The 17,904-nt window shown below is 71.0% G+C and carries 18 protein-coding genes; 8 read left to right on the forward strand and 10 right to left on the reverse strand.

Going from position 1 to position 17,904, the window contains the following annotated elements; all coding sequences use genetic code 11:
• Nucleotides 1-12: 12 nt before the first annotated feature.
• The 3 genes from RM590_RS18285 to RM590_RS18295 all read right to left on the reverse strand — a co-directional run bounded on the left by RM590_RS18285 (nucleotide 13) and on the right by RM590_RS18295 (nucleotide 5,847).
• On the reverse strand, nucleotides 13-4,287 hold the full coding sequence (locus RM590_RS18285; protein WP_311705677.1) for a golvesin C-terminal-like domain-containing protein: 4,275 nt from the start codon (nucleotides 4,285-4,287) through the stop codon (nucleotides 13-15).
• A 97-nt stretch (nucleotides 4,288-4,384) separates the two neighbouring features.
• Complete coding sequence (locus RM590_RS18290; RefSeq protein WP_311705678.1) at nucleotides 4,385-5,308, reverse strand: hypothetical protein; 924 nt, start codon at nucleotides 5,306-5,308, stop codon at nucleotides 4,385-4,387.
• An 11-nt stretch (nucleotides 5,309-5,319) separates the two neighbouring features.
• On the reverse strand, nucleotides 5,320-5,847 hold the full coding sequence (locus RM590_RS18295) for a hypothetical protein (RefSeq protein WP_311705679.1): 528 nt from the start codon (nucleotides 5,845-5,847) through the stop codon (nucleotides 5,320-5,322).
• Between the two features lie 171 nt (nucleotides 5,848-6,018).
• Here RM590_RS18295 and RM590_RS18300 point away from each other — a divergent pair, with 171 nt between their 5' ends.
• Nucleotides 6,019-6,567: an N-acetyltransferase gene (locus tag RM590_RS18300; protein WP_311705680.1), complete on the forward strand. Its 549-nt coding sequence runs from the start codon at nucleotides 6,019-6,021 to the stop codon at nucleotides 6,565-6,567.
• Here RM590_RS18300 and RM590_RS18305 read toward each other — a convergent pair.
• Together RM590_RS18305 and RM590_RS18310 are read right to left on the reverse strand one after the other, a co-directional pair.
• Complete coding sequence (locus RM590_RS18305) at nucleotides 6,527-6,772, reverse strand: hypothetical protein (protein WP_311705681.1); 246 nt, start codon at nucleotides 6,770-6,772, stop codon at nucleotides 6,527-6,529. The genes RM590_RS18300 and RM590_RS18305 overlap by 41 nt on opposite strands.
• Nucleotides 6,769-6,930, reverse strand: coding sequence for a hypothetical protein (locus RM590_RS18310; RefSeq protein ID WP_311705682.1), 162 nt, complete (start codon nucleotides 6,928-6,930; stop codon nucleotides 6,769-6,771). Before RM590_RS18310 ends, RM590_RS18305 begins: the two co-directional genes overlap by 4 nt.
• 154 nt (nucleotides 6,931-7,084) lie before the next feature.
• Here RM590_RS18310 and RM590_RS18315 point away from each other — a divergent pair, with 154 nt between their 5' ends.
• From RM590_RS18315 to RM590_RS18325, 3 genes are all read left to right on the forward strand, one after another.
• The gene (locus tag RM590_RS18315) at nucleotides 7,085-7,912 is read left to right on the forward strand and encodes a helix-turn-helix domain-containing protein (protein WP_311705683.1); all 828 of its coding nucleotides are present in this window, start codon (nucleotides 7,085-7,087) and stop codon (nucleotides 7,910-7,912) included.
• Nucleotides 7,909-8,118, forward strand: coding sequence for a DUF397 domain-containing protein (locus RM590_RS18320; protein WP_311705684.1), 210 nt, complete (start codon nucleotides 7,909-7,911; stop codon nucleotides 8,116-8,118). The genes RM590_RS18315 and RM590_RS18320 overlap by 4 nt, the downstream gene beginning before the upstream one ends.
• A gap of 118 nt (nucleotides 8,119-8,236) precedes the next feature.
• Nucleotides 8,237-8,707, forward strand: a complete 471-nt coding sequence (locus RM590_RS18325) for a CAP domain-containing protein (protein WP_311705685.1) — start codon at nucleotides 8,237-8,239, stop codon at nucleotides 8,705-8,707.
• A 73-nt stretch (nucleotides 8,708-8,780) separates the two neighbouring features.
• Here the strand turns inward: RM590_RS18325 and RM590_RS18330 are convergent, their stop codons facing one another.
• From RM590_RS18330 to RM590_RS18345, 4 genes are all read right to left on the reverse strand, one after another.
• Nucleotides 8,781-10,379, reverse strand: coding sequence for an alkaline phosphatase D family protein (locus RM590_RS18330; protein WP_311705686.1), 1,599 nt, complete (start codon nucleotides 10,377-10,379; stop codon nucleotides 8,781-8,783).
• Nucleotides 10,380-10,550: 171 nt separating this feature from the next.
• Nucleotides 10,551-11,474 (reverse strand): hypothetical protein, encoded by a 924-nt coding sequence (locus RM590_RS18335; protein WP_311705687.1) that lies wholly within the window; start codon nucleotides 11,472-11,474, stop codon nucleotides 10,551-10,553.
• The gene (locus RM590_RS18340; protein WP_311705688.1) at nucleotides 11,474-12,025 is read right to left on the reverse strand and encodes a hypothetical protein; all 552 of its coding nucleotides are present in this window, start codon (nucleotides 12,023-12,025) and stop codon (nucleotides 11,474-11,476) included. The genes RM590_RS18335 and RM590_RS18340 overlap by 1 nt, the downstream gene beginning before the upstream one ends.
• A gap of 72 nt (nucleotides 12,026-12,097) precedes the next feature.
• Nucleotides 12,098-13,096: an ArsR/SmtB family transcription factor gene (locus RM590_RS18345; RefSeq protein WP_311705689.1), complete on the reverse strand. Its 999-nt coding sequence runs from the start codon at nucleotides 13,094-13,096 to the stop codon at nucleotides 12,098-12,100.
• A gap of 56 nt (nucleotides 13,097-13,152) precedes the next feature.
• On the opposite strand from RM590_RS18345, the gene RM590_RS18350 reads away from it, so the two are divergent.
• Genes RM590_RS18350 through RM590_RS18360 form a run of 3 tightly spaced genes read left to right on the forward strand, consistent with a single transcriptional unit; the run spans nucleotide 13,153 to nucleotide 15,128 of the window.
• Complete coding sequence (locus RM590_RS18350; protein WP_311705690.1) at nucleotides 13,153-14,433, forward strand: MFS transporter; 1,281 nt, start codon at nucleotides 13,153-13,155, stop codon at nucleotides 14,431-14,433.
• A 27-nt stretch (nucleotides 14,434-14,460) separates the two neighbouring features.
• Nucleotides 14,461-14,730: a FitA-like ribbon-helix-helix domain-containing protein gene (locus RM590_RS18355; RefSeq protein ID WP_311705691.1), complete on the forward strand. Its 270-nt coding sequence runs from the start codon at nucleotides 14,461-14,463 to the stop codon at nucleotides 14,728-14,730.
• Nucleotides 14,727-15,128, forward strand: coding sequence for a type II toxin-antitoxin system VapC family toxin (locus RM590_RS18360; protein WP_311705692.1), 402 nt, complete (start codon nucleotides 14,727-14,729; stop codon nucleotides 15,126-15,128). Before RM590_RS18355 ends, RM590_RS18360 begins: the two co-directional genes overlap by 4 nt.
• 40 nt (nucleotides 15,129-15,168) lie before the next feature.
• Here the strand turns inward: RM590_RS18360 and RM590_RS18365 are convergent, their stop codons facing one another.
• On the reverse strand, nucleotides 15,169-16,644 hold the full coding sequence (locus RM590_RS18365; RefSeq protein ID WP_311705693.1) for an AAA family ATPase: 1,476 nt from the start codon (nucleotides 16,642-16,644) through the stop codon (nucleotides 15,169-15,171).
• Nucleotides 16,645-16,751: 107 nt separating this feature from the next.
• On the opposite strand from RM590_RS18365, the gene RM590_RS18370 reads away from it, so the two are divergent.
• Nucleotides 16,752-17,882 carry a glycosyltransferase gene (locus tag RM590_RS18370; RefSeq protein ID WP_311705694.1) on the forward strand — a complete coding sequence of 377 codons (1,131 nt, stop codon included), beginning with the start codon at nucleotides 16,752-16,754 and terminating at the stop codon, nucleotides 17,880-17,882.
• The last annotated feature ends 22 nt before the right edge of the window (nucleotides 17,883-17,904 follow it).

Genomic DNA, 17,904 nt, shown 5'->3' on the forward strand with positions numbered 1-17,904 from the left:
CGCCGGGACGCGTCAGTGGAGATACGGGGCGTTGGTGCAGTGCTGCCCCTCGGGATTGACCCCCGCGGCGTCGAACATGTCGATGCCCCACGGGTTGCCGCCGTGCCCCGAGGTGTTGGTGCACCGCTCGTACGGGGTGTCCGACGGATCCCCGATCGGTGAGATGGCGGGCACGGGGTTGGAGAAGGAGTGGAAGTCACCGGACCACACGTGGGCGCTGCCGGTCTGGTTGCCGTCCAGGTTCATGGCCACGCCGTCGTGGTAGAGGTACTGGTCCGGCATGAAACTGGAACGCAGCAGGGAATATCCGCTGGGCTTTCTGATGCCGCCGTCCGCGCAGGACCAGAAGTGCAGTTCCTGCCAGATGGGCGGCGCGTTGCGGAACAGCGACAACGCGCCGCTGTTGAAGAAGTGCTGGCTGATGTCCGAGGCGACCAGCCAGACCGGCGCGGGGACGTTGAGGTCGGACTGGACCTCGGCTGTCCAGTTGCCCACGGGCTGGTGCAGGAGTGCCTCGTCACTGACCGCGGGGCGGTAGCCGATGGATCCGCCCGAGGTGTACTGGACGGCCACACATTCCGCCGGAACGGCGTCCGAGGCGGGCTGCCCGTGCCTGTCGATCGTCAACGGGCCGGAGGCCACCGGATCGTAGGCACGCCCGGGCAGGATGCCGGTGGCGCTGGTGCTCGTGGTGGTGACGCGCCCGTCGTGTTCGTTCATGTCGGTGGCGCTATAGGTCAAGTCGGGCTCCTCGATTCCGAAGTCCTCCTCGATGGCGTCGAAGATGTCACGGACGAACTGCGGCAGGTGGGTGTCGCCGGTCCGGTCGTCGAACTCGGCGTACTCGGTGCCGTCCAGGATGTAGCCGTCCTCCAGCACGATGTAGGACACGGTGACGCTCTGGCGGATCTTGTAGGAGCCGTCGTCCGTGTCGAAGTAGTCGGGTCTGGTGGTGGAAATGGGGCGTTGGGAGACCGGATTGGAGAAGTTCAGCCAAGCCGGGATGCTGCTGCCGTCGGGATGGTCGGTGGGGTGGGTGCCGGCCTCCTCCACTTGCGTGCGCCAGGCTTGCATCGCCTCGCGCATGGCCGGACCGGCGCAACTGCTGGTCTGCTGGGTGGTGCAGGCGGGCAGGTCCAGCACGTCCCCGGTCCGGTCCATGGCCCAGTCGTACAACGAACCCCGGTCGGCGAACGGGGTGGCCAGGAAGTCCGCGGAGCCGTGTGCGTCGAGGTTCTGGTCCTCGTCGAAGTAGGCCACCGCCTCCACGGTGTCCTCGACGAACTCGCCGTCGACGGGGATCACCATGGCGGCGTCGAAGGCGACGTTGTCCTCGCCGTTGCCGCCGGGCACCGAGTTGTCCAGCCGGATGACCGGCTGGTTGTCGAACATGAACGCGCCCAGCAGGACCCAGCGGTTGCCCGTGCCGTACTGGCTGATCCTGCGCACCTCGGTGCCGTACGCGGTGTCGATCTCGTAGCGGGCGTAGGTGGTGCGGGCACCGTGGTCGGGCAGGTGCACGGCGACGATGCCGGGGCTGTTGACCGTGTTGTCGAACGCCCAGGTGGCCTCGACGTTCAGGCGCTGCCCCAGGACGTCCAGCTCGCGGCCGTGGGCGAAGGTGAATCCGGCGGCGAAGCCCGCGCCGAGCTGGTGGTAGTCGACCTTCGCCGGCCACACCCGCTGGCCGCTGTCGTTGAGTTCGCCGGGCCCGAAGTCGACGGAGTATGTGCCCGCCTGGTGCCAGGGTTTGTCACAGTCGGGGCGGACGGAGGGCACGTCGTCGTCCAGGTTGTCCACGATCAGCGCGTTGGCCGGGATGTCGTCCAGGGCGCAGTTGGGCGGATAGGCGGTTCCGTCGGGCTCCTCGGGATAGGTGGAGTTGAACCGGACCAGTTCATTGCCGCAGGTGTAGGAACAGTCGTCTTTCCAGGTCACCGGGGCGTGCCACCAGCACCGGTAGTCGGAGCGTTCACAGGGGCCGGACGGCGAGGTGATCGCGCCCGGGTCGCAGTTGTTGGCGGAGGTGCAGAAGAGCGTCATGGGCGGCTTGACGCCGGCCCGGTAGTACTTGGCGGTGCCGGGGGTCAGCGCGTCGCCCTCGGTGCCGTTCCACCAGGCGGCGCGGAAGCCGGCGACCATGGTGTTGGGCGCCTCCAGGGCCTCCAGCGGGTGCGCGGCGAAGCCGAGGACCTTCTCCTGGTAGGGCCAGTCCTGCGGGTGGGCAGCGTCGGCGTACTGCGGGTTGCCGTAGCGGTCCTCCATGAAGTTGTCGCGGGCCGGGTCCCATTCGGGGTTGGCCGGGTTGTTGGCCCAGCCGACGCCCCAGGCGCCGCCGTTCTGTCCGGCCTGGGACTGCGGGTAGTAGCCGGAGTTGTAGGCCCACAACGCGAAGAACCAGTTCTCCAGCTTGGCCGGATCCCCGTTGTTCACGGTCAGGCCGCCGTTGCGGGTCTGGTTCCACTTCTCGGAGAGGATGCTCAGCCCGGCCGCGATGTTGACGGTGTAGTCCAGGGCGACCGCGCGCTGCTTCTGGTACGGCCAGGCGGCCGGCCCGCCGTCCTCGTGCCCGGCGCGGCGCATGTGGTCGGTGACCTGGGTGATGCCGTAGCCGCAGTCGGCCTCGGCCCAGTCGACCGTCCAGTCGTTGGAGGAGTCGCCGTCGTAGTAGTCGATGCCGTAGTAGTTGCCGATGAGCGGGTTCCCGGTGACACCCGGCACGGTGTAGCGGGACGCCTGCCACATGTTGGACTCCTGGGCGGTGACGCCGAGGAGGACCTGCGCGGGCACGCGTCCGCCGCCGGCCAGCGCGGGCCGGGGGAACATGTCGGCGGACTGCGGCTGGTAGGCCGGCATGCCGAGGTTCTTCCAGTTCGCCGGGCGGGAGATGTGGTTGTTCAGGGTGTTGTTGATCGCCTGGTCCACCGCCCATTCCACCTGGCGCGGCTTGGGCTGGAGCGCCTGGTCGGTGGGGCTGTTGCGCGGCACGGAGCAGGTCCGCTCGCTCTCCACCACCTCGGTGCGGGAGGCCAGGGTCTCGGGGGTGTCCTGCTCGGCCTCGGCCGGGCCGGTGGCGGCCACGGGGTCGGGGGTGACGGTGAAGCCGAGGTCCTCCTCGGTGGCCATGGCCGTCATGTCCACCCGCACCGGGCGGGACGCGCCCCACTCGGCCTCGGCCGTGGTGCGGGAGTCGCCGCCGTCCGCCCAGGCCACGCCGCCGATCAGCGCCTCACCCCGGGTGGAAGCCGTCGCCTCGCGCGGGGTATCGGGCAACACCCGGACCTGCGCAGGCAGTTCATCGGCCACCTGTTCCGTCTCGCCGGTCAGCCAGACCTGCCCGGCGGCCGTCCGCGTCAGCCCGGTGCCGGTCAGCGGGCCCTCGGCCAGCGTGGCCGGCTCGGCCCCGCCCCGGTCGAGCTGCCGCCCGGTGAGCCGCATGGCCCGCGCCGTCTCCTCGCCGTCGTGGTCCATGAAGACCAGGCCGCCGTCGGCGTCCGGTGTGAGCCGGTAGGGAACGTTGTCGGTGCCGGCCACATCGGTCAGTTCGCCGTCGTCGCCGACGCGGACCACGCCGCCCGCGCCCGCCGCGTAGATGGTGTCCTCGACGGGAACGGCGGAGGTGACCTGCCCCTCGACCTCGACCGGCTCGGCCAGCTCGCCCCCGGGCACGTCGAGAACGGTCAGCCGGGTGCCGTTCAAGTCCTCGCCGCCGGACTGGGTCAGCACGGCGGTGTCCCCGACGCCGCAGCCGGGGTTGTAGTAGGACAGCGACGCCTGCTGCGGAAGCTTCGTGACCTCGCCCGAGTCGAGGTTCACCACGGCCGTGAACCCGCCCCGGGCCATCAGCTCCGGTTCGTTGGTGAAGGTGCGGGGCGCGTAGACGGCGACGGCCCATTCGCCGTCGCCGGTCACGCACGCGTTGCCGATCCAGGAGTCGGCGTCGAAGCCCGGCTCGGCCAGGGTGGCGGCGGTCCGCCACGCGTAGCCGTCGCTCGCGTCGGCGACCAGGAGATGAAAGCCGGTGACGTCCCCGGTCGTGGTCCAGGCCCGGTCGTTCGACGACTCCCAGTCACCGCCGAGCAGTTCGGCCCGCTCGTCTTCCGCCACGGACGGTGGCGCCTCGGGCGCGGGCTCCACGGCCGGGGCGGCCGGTTCGAGCTGGTCCCAGATGTCGTAGACGGACTGGGGCCCCGCCTCGTCGGCCCGGGACGCGGGTGCCTGAAGCAGTCCGACGGCGAGGGCGGTGGCGAGTACGCCCGTCCCCCACAGCCGGTGTCTCCGGCGCAATCGATGCCGATATGTCACTTTCTTCCCCTTTCTTGCGCACAGTGACAGGCCCTCCGGCCAGGGGTGCGGCCGGAGGGTCCTGTCGGGTCACTCGGGGTTACTGGAGAGAAGCGGCGACCGCCAGAACGGCGTCGTTCCGCGCCTGTTCCTCCTCCAGCGCGGCGCGGTGCTCACCGATCAGGTCCTCCTGAACGGCGGACTCCACCGCGAACCACGTCTCGACAAGGCCGACTTGCTCCTTGCAGCCGATGTCGGTGACGGCGATCTCCTGGGCGGGCGCGGTGGTGAGCGTCCCCGCGTCATAGGGGTGGGCCACCTCGTAGCCGGCCTCCGCCATGCAGGCGGACCAGGTCCCGATGGCGGCGACCACGTCGGGGTGGGACCGGGACGCCTCCATGGACTGTCCGGCCAGCTCGTTGGCCAGGGTCTCGTCCAGCATCCCCACGGTCTCGGCGGACACGCCGACGCAGCCGCCCTCGGGCACGTCGATGCCGTCGATCTCCGAGACGGTCTCGCCCGCCTCGGTCCGCCCGGTGAGGACGGCGATCTCGGCGTCGGTCGCCTCCGCCGACGCCGTCGCGACTTCCGCGGGCTCGGGCAGTTCATACCCGTAACGCTGGGCGTCCTCCAGGACCGTGATCCCGTAACGGCGCGGGGTGTTCATGGTGTTGTAGGAGAACGACGGGTCCGCGTACAGCACCGGGGCGAACCAGCGCAGCCCCCGCTCGGTCACGCACTCCTGCTCGACGGACCGGCGCGCCGTGTCCCAGGCGACTTGATCCGGGTAGGAAATGAGGTATTCCTCCAGCGGGAGCGACAGCCCCTCCGCGAGCCCCGAGGCCGGAACGGCACTGGGCCAGCCCTCGTCGACGAGCCGCACTGCCATGGCGTCGCCGGCGCTCGCGGTGCTGTCGGCGGGTGAGCCGCCGCTTGTGGCGGCGACGGCGGCGGTGCCGGCGACCAGCGCCAGCGCCAGCCCGCCCGGGACGGCGATCCGGGCCCAGGCGCGCGTCTCTCGCATCAGCCCTCGCATCAGCAACCCGACCTTGCATAGTGGGATTCATTGTTGTTCTTGAGGTCGGTGCCCATTTGCCCGATGGTGTTGTGGTAGGCCATCCGGGAGTGGCCCGTGGCGAAAGTGCCGGCGTAGATCTGGAAGTTGGCACAGTCCCGGTTGTTGAAGGAGGCGGCGTTGTTCACCAGCCGCTCGTTGTATCCGCTTTCGTTGTGGCAGCCGGGACCGTAACCGGTCCGGAACACATAGGCCAGGTAGTTGCTCCCGTCCTCCTGGCCACGGTGATTGCCCAGATTCCGGTTGCTCGCGTGGCACGCGGAGTTGGGCGCGCTGCCCGCCGGATACGAGTTGTAGTGCAGGAGCAGGCAGTCGCGGATGCCCGCCTCGTCACAGGTGTCGCCGACGTTGATCGTGGCCTGTGCCCCCACGTCGTTCCCGTCGTCCGCGTGGGACGCCGGCGCCTGGAGGAGTCCCAGGGCGAGTGTGGTGGCGACGGCCGCCGTCGCCAGGAGTCGGGTTCCCCGGGGTCTGTGCCGGTGTGCCATTGTTCCCCTTCCGGTCCGTTGGTGGCTGAGCGCAACCGGGCTCATGTGAGTCTGTGGGAGCGGACTTGATAAATCCTGACCAGGCGCTGATACGTCCACTGACCCGCCGCTGGAACGCCCGCTCCGTCCGATCCGGTGACCCCACGGGCTTCGTGGGGCAGGATGAGCCTCATGATCGAAACCTTGTCCGGACCGTCCGCGCTCTCGTACCGGCAGGCGGAGGACGGCGACCTGGCCGAGCTGGTGCGGCTGCGGGACACGGCCGCACGCTGGCAGATGGAGCGCGGGATCGACCAGTGGCGGCCGGGGGAGCTGGGCGAGGACCACTTCCGGGCGCGGCTGCGCGAGGGGGAGGTGTGGCTCGCCACCATCGGGCCGGACGGACCGCTCGTCGGGGCCTGGGAGCTGTGGTGGGACGACCCCGGCGCCTGGGGCGAACAGCCGCCCGTCGCCGGGTACATCCACCGGCTGATGATCGACCGCCGCACCGCGCCGCCCGCCGCCGGGCGGCGGATGCTGGCCGAGGCCGAACGCCGCATCGGGGCGTGGGGGCGCCCGCTCGCCAGGCTGGACTGCCTCGCCACCAACCCCCGGCTGCGCACGTACTACCAGGAGGCCGGTTACACGGCGGTGGGCGAACAGCAGGGCAAGCGCGCCATCGACGGCAAGCGGTACGCCGTCACCCTCCTGGAAAAAACCCTGCCCGCCCACGACGCCTGAGCCGGGGGTCGATGCGGCGCGTCGCCCACAGCACGGTGTCGCGCCGCATGGTGAACGTCTCGCCCGAGGCGAAGTGCAGCCGCTTCACGTCGACGCCCATCGTCACCATGTCCAGGACGGTGAACGCCTGTCCGCCGATCATGAGTTGATCGCCGATCCTGATCGTGGCCGCGTCCACCTCTATCGCCATCAGCACCCCGTTCACCGCGCGGCACCGCCCTTGCTCAGTACGTTGGCCTCGCTGGCGGCGTTGGCCTCCCGGACCTTCTCGCGCAACTGTGCGAGCGTCGGGCTCTCCTCCCCGTCCTGCTGCGGTGTTTGGGGCGGCTGGGGCGGTGGAGAGGGGGGTGGCGCATCCGTCATCTGACCCTCCGGGGGCGAAAATCCGTCTGTTCGAGTGAGTACTCTGTGTGCTCGGGGCACTACTAGATCAGCACGAAACGGGTCGCGACGCGGGACATGAAGAGGAACGGTCCGGCCCGGCGAGCGTGACGGTACGTGATGAGGGGAGGTCACCGTGGCTGACGACGAGGTTCCCGCGGGGAACTTGAATGACCTTGGTTATCTCGGTGTCGAGATCAAAGAAGCCAGGGAGGGCCGCAAGCTGACGCAAAAGCATCTGGGCAAGGCCACGGGCTACTCGGAGAGCTATGTCAGCAAGGTGGAAGCGGGGGCGGTGCTGCCCAGCGAGCAGTTCATGTGCGGCTGCGACAAGGCGTTCGGAACGAACGGGCTGTTCGTGCGGCTGCGGGAGCGGGTGACCAAGCGGGGGCACGCCTCCTGGTTCCAGCCGTACGTCAAGCTGGAGCGCGAGGCGGTCACCATCCTGGACTACAACGCCAGTCTGGTGACGGGCATCCTCCAGACCCCCGCCTACGCCCGGGCGGTCATCCGCGCGGCCCGCCCGCGCGAGGCGGACGATCTGATCCAGGCCAAGGCCGAGGCGCGCTACCGGCGCCGCGAGATCCTGAAGCGCGAAAACCCGCCGCTGCTCTGGGTGGTCCTGCACGAGAGCACCCTGCGCACCATGGTGGGCGACACCCCCTCGGTGATGCGCGAGCAGTTGGAGCAGCTCATCCAGGACGCCCAGACGCCCAACACCATCGTCCAGATCCTGCCGTTCGGCGCGGGCGCCCCGCCTGCGGCCGAGAGCTTCACCCTGCTGACCTTCGCCGACCGGTCGCGCATCGTCTACGCGGACACGCTGATCGGGGGGCAGTTGACCGACGCCCAGGAGTCGGTGGACCGCGCGACGGAGGTCTACGATCGGCTGCGGGCGGAGGCGATGCCCCCGGCCGAATCGCTGGCCCTGATGCGCAAGATCCTGGAGGAGTACACCCTATGAGTGCCGCCTTTGACCTGTCCCGCGCGGTGTGGGAGAAGTCCAGCTACAGCAATGGCGAGGGCGGGAATTGTGTGGAGTTCGCGCGGACCTTCGCCGCCGACGCGGGTGTGGTGCCGGTGCGCGACTCCAAGCGTCCCGAGGGTGCGGCGCTCGTCGTGCCCGCCGCCGCCTGGCAGGCGTTCGTGGACACGGTCACGGCGTCCTGACCCCCACCGTTCCGGTCCCCCGCTCGCGCGGCGGGGGGACCGGAGCCGGTGCACAACGCACGGGCCGTGCGCAGCGTTCAAGTGGAAGACACACGTGCGAGAAATTAGCCTGGAAAGCATGAGCGATCAGGAACTCTTCGATGTGATCAGCGACGCGCGCGCACACCCGGAGAAGTATCCGCCCAATGGGAATGCCTCGGGCGCCGCCATGAGCCCGTGCGCCAATGCTTTCCAGCTTTCCCCGCGGCTACGGGATGTCGCCCGCGATCACAACACCTTCCTGGCGAGCCGCCCCATCGAGTGGGTCAACAGCGATGTCAACATGCACCGTGGACCCAGCGGAAAACTGGTCTGGGAGGACGGCGAGCCCATGAGTCAGGCGGGCTACAACACTTTTCGGGCGGAAATAGTGGCCACCGGATTCCCGACAGCCGAGGCGGCGGTGCGTTTCTGGATGCAGGACGACGCGCCGTGGAGCTGGGGCCACCGCAACCTGATCCTCAACTGCTCGGTCCAGGAGGCCGGTACCGGCCATCACCAGGGCGGTTCGGGTGGCCACTATTGGACGGTCGACATGGGCACGAGGTAACGGCCGCCTGCCCCGGGACGGCGGTCCTTCCCGTTCCGCGCCGGGAACGGGAAGGACCGCCGTCCGGTTGGCGTCAGCCCTCCTGCACGCCCGGCCGCCGGTCCTCCACCACGTAGCTCGCCCGGGTGGAGATCGGGGCGCCGGGCCGGGTGACGTACGGCAGCACGCGGAAGTCGCTGCGCCACCGCTCCTCGGTGACGTTGACCCGGACGTAGCCGCGCTGCGCGTTGAAGAACTTCATGTGCGGGTTGGCCGCCAGGAAACGCTCGCCCTCCGCCGTCATGTCCGCGCCGTCGGCGCCGCTGGAGATGGAGGTGCCGACGAACTCGCTGGCCACGGTCGGGGAGTCCGGGTCGGTGAAGTCCCGCTTGAGGTCCCACGCGTAGTTCTGGTGCCGGTCGCCGGTGATCACCACCAGGTTCCGCACGCCGCGGTCCTGGGCAGCCGCCAGCACCCGGTCCCGGTCGGCCACGTAGCCGTCCCACGGGTCGAGGAAGATCTGCGTCGTCTCCGCACTGGCGTCCAGGTCGGTCTGTCCCATCGGGGCCTGGTTGCCGAGGATCTGCCATCGGGCGTCCGACCGGCTGAAGCCGTTGAGCAGCCACTCCCGCTGTTCCGCGCCCAGCAGCGTGCGGTTCTCGTCGAACCGGTCCGTGCAGGTGGCCGAGGTGCCGTCGCCGCAGGGCTGGTCGTCACGGTACTGCCGGGTGTCGAGCATGGTGAGGTCGGCCAGCCTGCCGTACGACAGCCGGCGGTGCAGCCGCACGTCGGGCCCGTTGGGCATCTGCTGCCGCCGGAGCGGCATGTTCTCGTACATCGCCTGGAACGCCGCCGCCCGCCGCTGCCGGAACACCGCCGGGTCCTGGTCCGGTTCGGTGTCGGCCTGGGAGATGTCACTCGCCCAGTTGTTCTCTACCTCGTGATCGTCGATGGTCATGATCCACGCGAAACGGGCGTGCGCCTGCTGCAACGGCGCCTCCGTCTTGTACAGCGCGTACTGGAGCCGGTAGCGGGCCAGGTCGAACGTCTCGCCGTGGAACCGCGCGTCCACGGTCACGCCACGCTTGTTGGTGGCCACGCCGTACTCGTAGAGGTAGTCCCCGAGGTGGACGACGAAGTCCAGGTCCTCGGCGGCCATGTGCTCGTACGCCGTGTAGTACCCGTCCTGCCACGCCTGGCACGAGGCGAACGCGAAGTTCAGCTCGCGCGGCCTGCTGTGGGGCGCGGGCATGGTCCGGGTCCGGCCGACCGGTGAGACCTCCCCGCCGGTGCGGAACCGGTAGAAGTACTCGCGGTCCGGCGCCAGGCCCCGGATCTCGGGATGAACGGAATGGCCGAGTTCCGGGGTGGCCACCACGCTGTCGCGCCTGACGACGGACCGGAACCGCTCGTCCCGCGCCACCTCGTACTCCACCCGCACCGGCCGCGCCGGCATCCCGCCGCTGCCGTCGGCCGCGAACGGGTCGGGTGCCAGCCGCGTCCACAGCACGACGCCGTCGGACAGCGGATCGCCCGAGGCCACACCGAGGGTGAACGGATTGCCCCCCTGGGCCGGAGCGGCGTACGCGGCCGAGGCGTTCCAGGCTCCCGTTCCGAGCAGCACTGCGGCGGCCCCCGCACCGCCGACTCCCAGAACTCCCCGACGGGAGAATGACCGGGCGGATCGTGACATGGGTGTCCTCCAGCGGTGAGGCGAACAACTTCGCCCCGATGCTGGGGAGTCAAGCTGTCCTACGCCCCCCGCTGCGATGACGTCCCGGTGACGGCCGAAAATCGGTCAGGGGAGGCAAGGGGCGGGCCCTCCGGCGGGTTTGCGCCGGAGGGCCCGCGGGCGGGTGGTTACTTACCGGAGGGCTTCGGCGGTGGCCAGCACCTCGGCGTTCTGCTCCCGCTCACCGTCCAGCGCGGCCCGGTGCTCGTTGATCAGGTCCTCCTGAATCGCCGACTCCACCGCGAACCACGTGTCCACCAGGCCGACTTCCTCCTTGCAGCCGATGTCGGTGACCGCGACCTCCGTGGCCGGGGCGGTGGTGATCTCCGACGCCTCATAGGGGTGGGCTACCGTGAAGCCGTGCCCGGCCATGCACGCGGACCAGTCGGCGATGGCGGCCACCACGTCCGGGTGCGTCTCGGACGCCTCCATGGCCTGCCCCGCCAGCTCGTTGGCCAGCTCCTCGTCCAACTCACCGACGGTCCGGGCGGATTCGCCGTAGCAGCCCCCCTCGGGCACCTCGATTCCGTCGACCTCCGCCACCTCCTGACCGTCGTCCGTCCGGCCCGTCAGCACGGCGATCTCGGTGTCGGTGGCCTCCGCCGACCGGCTGGTCGCGGCGGCGGTGTCGAGCGGCGGCAGCTCGTAGCCGTACTGCTCCGCGTCCGCCAGGACGGTGATGCCGTAACGGCGCGGGGTGTTCATGGTGTTGTAGGGGATGCTCGGATCGACGTAGGTCACCGGCGCGAACCAGCGCAGCCCGCGCTCGGTCACACACTCCTGCTCCACCGTCCGCCGCGCGGTCTCCCAGGCCACCTGGTCCTGGTAGGGGATGAGGTAGTCCTCCAGCGGCAGCACCAGACCCTCGGCCGGTCCGGAGGCGGCCATGGGCGCGGGCCAACCCTCGTTGACCAGCTCGACCGCCGCCGTCTCCGTCCCCGTCTCCGTCTCGGCCGCGTTGTCGCTTCCGCCCTCGTTCGCGATCGCCGTCCCCGCCGCCAGTGCCAGTGCCAGCACCAGCCCGGCCGGCACCGCTACCCGCCTGATGGTCATCATCAGCACCCCGATCGCGTGTAGTGGGACTGGTTGTCGTTCTTGATGCCGCTGGCCAGGGGGCCGCCGAGCTCGTTGCCGTACCTGAGCATCTGCGAGTGGCCCTGGCCGGAGTTCCCGGCGTAGATCTGGTAGGAGACGCAGTCCGCGTTGAAGTAGGAGGCCGCGTTGTTGACCAGCCCCTGCCCGTCCCCCGAGGCGTCCCAGCAGTCGGGATTCGCGGCGGGCTGGTAGTCGCGGAACACATAGCGCGTGTCGTTGCTGCCGTTCTCGATCCCCCAGTGCCGGGAGATGTTGCGATTGGTCATGTGGCAGGCGCCCTCGGGTTCCAAGTAGGTCCCGTCGTACGAGTTGTAGTGCAGATAGAGACAGTCGCGGATTCCCTCCGGATTGCAGGTGTCCCCGACATAGGAGGTGGCCAGCGTCCCCACGTCGCCGCCCGCTCCGTCCTCCGCGCTGCTCGCCGGCGCCTGGACCAGCGCCAGCCCGAAAACCGCCGCGCCGGCCAGGCCGAACGCGCGGAGCCTCTTCGATGAACCTCTGTCGCTGCGCATGAGGCCGAACCTAGGGGAGCCCACTGGTCCGGGAGCTTGACGGAATCTTGAACGGCGCTGAGACGGAGCGCTTCAAGCCGCCGGTGGCCCCGCGCCGGCGGCTTCCATCACCGTCTGTCCGGCACGGGTGCGCGCGTAGAGGACCTGCCGGCCCGCGCGGTGGGCGCTGACCAGACCGGCGGTGCGCAGGGCGGTGAGGTGCTGGGAGACGCCGCCGGGGGTCAGGCCGGTGCGGCGGGCGAGTTCGGTGGTCGAGGCGGGAGCGGCCAGTTCGGTCAGGAGGGTCGCGCGGGAGCGGCCCAGCACCCCGGCCAGCGCCTCGGAGACCTGCGCCGGGCGGGCGTGCCAGAGGGTGCCGACGGCTCGCGGCGGGTAGCGCAGCGACGGCTGCCACGGCTCGTTCAGCACGGAGAAGACGCGCGGCCAGACGAAGGCGGAGGGCACCAACAGCAGGCCCCGGCCGTCGAGTTGGCGCGCGCCGCGCACGGTGCGGTGCTCCAGGTGCAGTGTTCCGCCGGCCCAGGTGACCTGCGGATCGAGGTCGGCGAACAGGTGCTGGGCCCCGCCCTCGACCAGCCGCCCGGCGCGGTAGCGGATGTCGCCCTCCAGCAGGGCGAGGACGCGCGGCCAGTACGGGGCCAGCGCCAGCTCCCAGTACGCCTCGATCAGCTCGGCAAGCCGGGCGAGCCCGGCCGTGGGGTCGGCCCGCAGCGCGGCCAGGCGTGCGGGCGGCACCTCGGCAGTTGTGCGCAGCAGCGCGGGCGGGGTGGCGCGGACCGTGGCCAGCTCGACGTCCAGCGAGGGCAGCGGCGTGGTGGGCGGCGGGCAGAGGAACCCCGGGACGCTGCCCGCCCACGGCGAGCGGGCGGGCACCGGCACGAGGTCGAACAGCGGGCCGAAGTCGGTGCTCGCGGCGGCCAGTTGGTGGCGCACCCGGTGGACCCACGCGGCATGCAGACCCTGCTCGTCGGCGCCCTTGAGCATCCGGATGCTGGCGACCGCCTCCCACAGCGGGGACAGCGCGAAGCGGGTCCGGGCCAGGTCCTCTCTGCTGAACTCGATCTCGATCATTTAGCTCAGAGTAAATCAATAGGGGGAACGGAGGGCGGTCGCGCACGGTGGCGGGCATGACCGAAGCACCCCCCTCACCGTGGCGGCTGCGCGACTTCCGCATCCTCTTCGCCGCCGGTGCGCTCAGCCACCTCGGCAGCAACGTCGGCTATATGGCGATCCCGCTGCTCGCCGTCACCGCCCTCGGCGCGGGCCCCGGCCAGGCGGGCGCGCTGGCCGCGCTGTCCACGGCCGCGTTCCTCCTCATTGGCCTGCCCGCGGGCGCCTGGGTGGACCGCCTGCCGGGCCGCCGGGTGCTGGTGGTCGCGGACGCGGCCCGCGCGGTGCTGTTCGCCTCGGTCCCCATCGCCTGGTGGCTGGACGTGCTGTCGCTGGCGCAGCTCTACGCGGTGGTGCTGCTGACCGGCTGCGCGACGGTGTTCTTCGACGTCGGTTCGCAGAGCGTTCTGCCCCAACTGGTCGGCCGTGAACGGCTGGTGCGGGCGAACTCCGCCCTGGTGAGCCTGATGGCCGGCGCCACCATCGCCGGCCGCGGCGCGGGCGGCTTCCTGGTCCAGCTCTTCACGGCGCCGTTCGCGGTTCTCGGCGGGGCCGTCGCCTACCTGGCCTCCGCCGCCGGCCTCACCCGCGTCGGCGCCCGCCTCGCGCCCGCCCCGGCCCCGGCCGCCGGGCGCGACCTGCGGGCCGAGATCGGGGAGGGGCTGCGCCACGTCCTCGGCAGCCGCGAGCTCCGCGCGCTGGCGCTCACCGCGGGGCTGACCAACCTGGGCGCACAGATGATCAACGCCATGCTGCCGGTGCTGTTCACCCGCGAACTCGGCCTGCCTGCCGGTGCGTTGGGGATGTACTGGGCGGCCGGCGGCGTGGGCATCCTGCTCGGCGCGGCCCTCGCCCGCCGCCTGGCCGCCCGCCTCGGCCACGGCCGCACCCTGGGCCTGGCCGGCCTGTGGTTCGCCCCCGCCGCGCTCGCGGTCGCGCTGGTCGGCGACGGCCCCTGGCTGTGGCTGGCGGGCGCGGGCTGGCTGGCCGCCATGACGAAGACGGGCATCGACAACGTCCTCGGCGTCACCCTGCGCCAGCACCTGACCCCGGCCCCCCTGCTCGGCCGCATGAACGCCACCTTCCGCTTCGTCCTGACCGGCGCCCTGGCCATCGGCGCGGCACTCGGCGGCCTGATAGGCGAAACGGCGGGCGTACGAGCGGCGGTGTGGGCGGGAGCCGCATGCCTGGCGTGCGCGTTCCTCCCGGTGTTCTGCTCACCGGTACGGGGGCTGCGGGAACTGCCGGTGCTGCCGGTGCTGCCGGTGGCGACGACGGATGTCGCGCGGGTGCGCTGAATTCAGAGCTGCATGTAAAATGCATGCATGGTCGCACTGCAGATCCGGGATGTTCCGGAGGAAGTACGGGACGCGCTGGCCGCTCGCGCCCGGGAGAACGGTCAGTCCCTGCAAGGGTTCCTGCTGGCACTGGTCATGCGCGAGGCGTCGTTCGCCAGGAATCTGGACCTGCTCCAGGAAATCGAGAGCTGGCCCGGTGAGCCCGGGCCCACCGTGGAGGACGTGGTGGCGGCACGGGACGCTGCCCGTGCCGAGCGCGACACGACGCCGGGCGCGCGCCACGGCGGTGCCGCGTGATCGTGGTCGACGCGTCGGTCGCGGCGCTGCTGTTCGCCGACCCGGAGACGGAGCCCCGGGTCAAGGCCGCGCGAACGGTCCTGGCCCGTGACCCGGTGTGGGTCGTTCCGGAGCACTGGAAAATCGAGGTCTTCAGTACGCTCAGGGGCCTCTGGCTGGGCCGCAAGCTCAGCGATGAGCGCACGCGGCGCGCTGTCGCCGGCATCCCGCGCATGGTGGTCACTGTCGTGCCGACCGATTCCCTGATGCCCCGCATGTGGGAGCTGAGAGGCAATGTCAGTGGGTACGACGCGGCCTATGTCGCGGCCGCTGAGGCGTACGAGTGCGCGCTGGTGACGGCGGACGCGCGCCTGGCGCGCGCCGGTGGCGTGCGGTGTCCGATCGAGGTGATCGCTTGACCGCCCGCGCGGCAGCGCCCCCCTCCGGAGGGGGGCGCGTTCAACCGCCGTACAGGTCGGCGGGACTGACCAGCACCACTTCCCGGTCCTTCCGGGCGCGTTCCAGCAGCGCTTCGTTGAACCCCGCGCCGCCGCACAGCACCAATCGCGTGCCGCCGGTGTCGTAACGACCGGCGCGGGTGATCGCTTCGCGGACGCGGCCGAGGCGTTCCAGGTGGCCGAGGCCCATCGTGTCGTTCCACTTGGCCTCGCCGATGGCGAGCAGGGGCGGCCGGGTGGCTCCGTCCGGGATGCCCACCACGGCCAGGTCGACCTCGTAACTCCTGCGCGCCGCCTGATCCGTGACCGTGCCGTGGCCGACGCGTGCCGGCAGACCGCCGAAGAGCTCGGGGTCGGCGTGATGCAACGCCCATTCCCGGCAGACCTGTTCGAAGTGCGGGCCGAGCACATTGCTGGTGAACCGGCGCCGGCTCGCCTGCCAGACGCGCTCCGCCGCCCCCGGGCGCTCCAACTGGTCCCAGACCGGCCGCATGATCGCGTGATGGAAGGCGATCAAGGGCTCGGCGATCTGGTAGGTCGAACGCTTCTCCCGGAAGGCGTCCGCATCTCGGCGGAGCAGTCCGGCGTCCTCCAGTACATTGATCGGGTGGGCGATGTCGACCGCCTTGCGGCCCAGGTGTCCCGCGATGCCGCCGCGGGTGGCGTTGCCCTCCGCGACCGCGCCGAGGACGGACAAGTACAGGGCGGTGTCCCGCAGATCGGGTTCCTCGGCAAGCAGGTAGCGGGCCTCGCGGAACAGCGGCGTTTCCGGGTTGAGCACGGTGCGGATCACCCAGTCGTCGAAGTCGTCCGGGCCGGCCGGAGCGTCCCCCCGGGCGAACTCGCGGCGGTACGCGGGGGTGCCGCCGACGACCGCGTGCACCTGGAGCGCCAGCCGGGGGTCGTCGTCGACCCCCCAGAACCGGGCGGCCTGCCGGTGGTCCAGTGTGGGCACGACCAGCTCCAGGCCGGCGCGTCCGCGCAGCGGCGCCGTACCGGACAGCAGCCTGCCCATGAACGAGAGCGCCGAGCCGCACAGCAGCAGCCTGGTCCGGGACTGGGTGCGCTGCTCCCGCAGTGGGCCGAACGCCTGCTGGAGGATCGACGGCAGCTCCGGGTTGGCCTTGGCGAGGTAGGGGAATTCGTCGATGACCACGGGCACCGGGCGCTCCCGGCCCAGGGACAGCAGCGCGTCCGCCACCTCGGACCAGTCGGCGAAGTGGTACGCGGTCGCCGGCTTGGCGTACTCGGTGAGAGCGGCGCTCATGCGGCGCAACGACACCGCGTCCGTGGCCTCGGTCGCGCCGAAGTAGAAGCCGTCGGCCGCCCGGCAGATCGCGTCCAGGAGGAAGGTCTTGCCCTGGCGGCGCCGACCCGAGACGACACCCAGGGTCGCTCCCGGCTGCTCATCGGTCACAAAGCGGTCGAGTGCTGACCACTCCCGGTCACGGTCGAACATCTCCGCGGGCTTGCGCACGCCGGAACTCCCTGCTCGGCTGTAATGAGGTCTACACTTTTAATAAGTGTATCTCTATCTTGTGCACAGGCGAGCTGGGGAGCTCGATCCGGGGAGGGGACGGTGCCATGAAGGTGCTGCATGTCGTGACGCTGCACACGCCCACGCACGAGTTCGGCGGGCCCACGCGCGTCGCTCTGAGTCAGGTCCGGGGGCTGCGCGAGCGCGGGGAGCGGGCCGTGCTGGTGGCGCTGGGGGACGGGTTCGGCGGGGCGGAGCTGCCGCGGGAGGTGGAGGGGGTGCCGGTCCGGCTCTTCCATGCGCGGCACGTGCTGCCGCGCTTCGAGGTCAGCGGCATCACCTCGCCCCAACTGCTCGCGCGCGCCTGGGAGTTCGTTCGCTCGGCCGACATCGTTCATGTCCATCTGATGCGGGACCTGATAACGCTGCCGTTCGCACTGCTCGCGGTTCGAGCCGGGACGCCGCTGGTGCTCCAGACCCACGGGATGGTCGACCCGACCGAGAAGCGGGTGGCGCGGCTCGTGGACGCGCTCGGCGTGCGGCGGGTCCTGCGGCGGGCCGACGCGGTGCTGTACCTCACCGAGCGGGAGCGGCGCGAGACGGCGGCCGTGGTCGCGCCCGAGCCGATCGGCCCGCAGTACCGGCTGGTCAACGGGGTGCCCGCGGGGACCGAGCGGCGCCGCACCGACGGGCCGCCCACCGTGCTGTACCTGGCCCGGATCCAGGAGGGCAAGCGCCCGCGCGACTTCGTCGCCGCGATGCCGGCCGTGCTGGCCAAGCACCCCGACGCGCGTTTCGTGCTGGCGGGCCCGGACACCGGGGGACTGGCGGAAACGCTCGCGCTGGCCGAGGAGTTGGGCGTCCGGGGCGCCCTGGACTCGATCGGCGCGATCGACGGCCGGGACCGGGTGATGGCCCAACTCCGGGCCGCCGACGTCTTTGTCCTGCCGTCGGTGCAGGACGCGTTCTCCGTCTCCGTCCTGGAGTCGATGTCCGTGGGCACCCCGGTCGTGGTCACGGCCACCACCGGCCTGGCCCCCGACGTCGAACGCGCCGGCGCCGGCCGGGTGGTGCCGCACGGCGGGGCGATCGGGGACGCCGTCCTGGAGCTCCTGGACCCGGCGGCCAACGAGCTGGCGTCCCGAGCCGCCTTCGAACTGGTCCGGGACAGCTTCACCATCGACGGCGTCCTGGACACCCTCCTGGATGTCTATGGCCGGGTGTCCGCCCGGGGATAAAGTGGCGCCCGCCACGCCCCGG

This window comes from Streptomyces litchfieldiae, assembly GCF_031845365.1.
Lineage (GTDB): Bacteria > Actinomycetota > Actinomycetes > Streptomycetales > Streptomycetaceae > Streptomyces > Streptomyces litchfieldiae.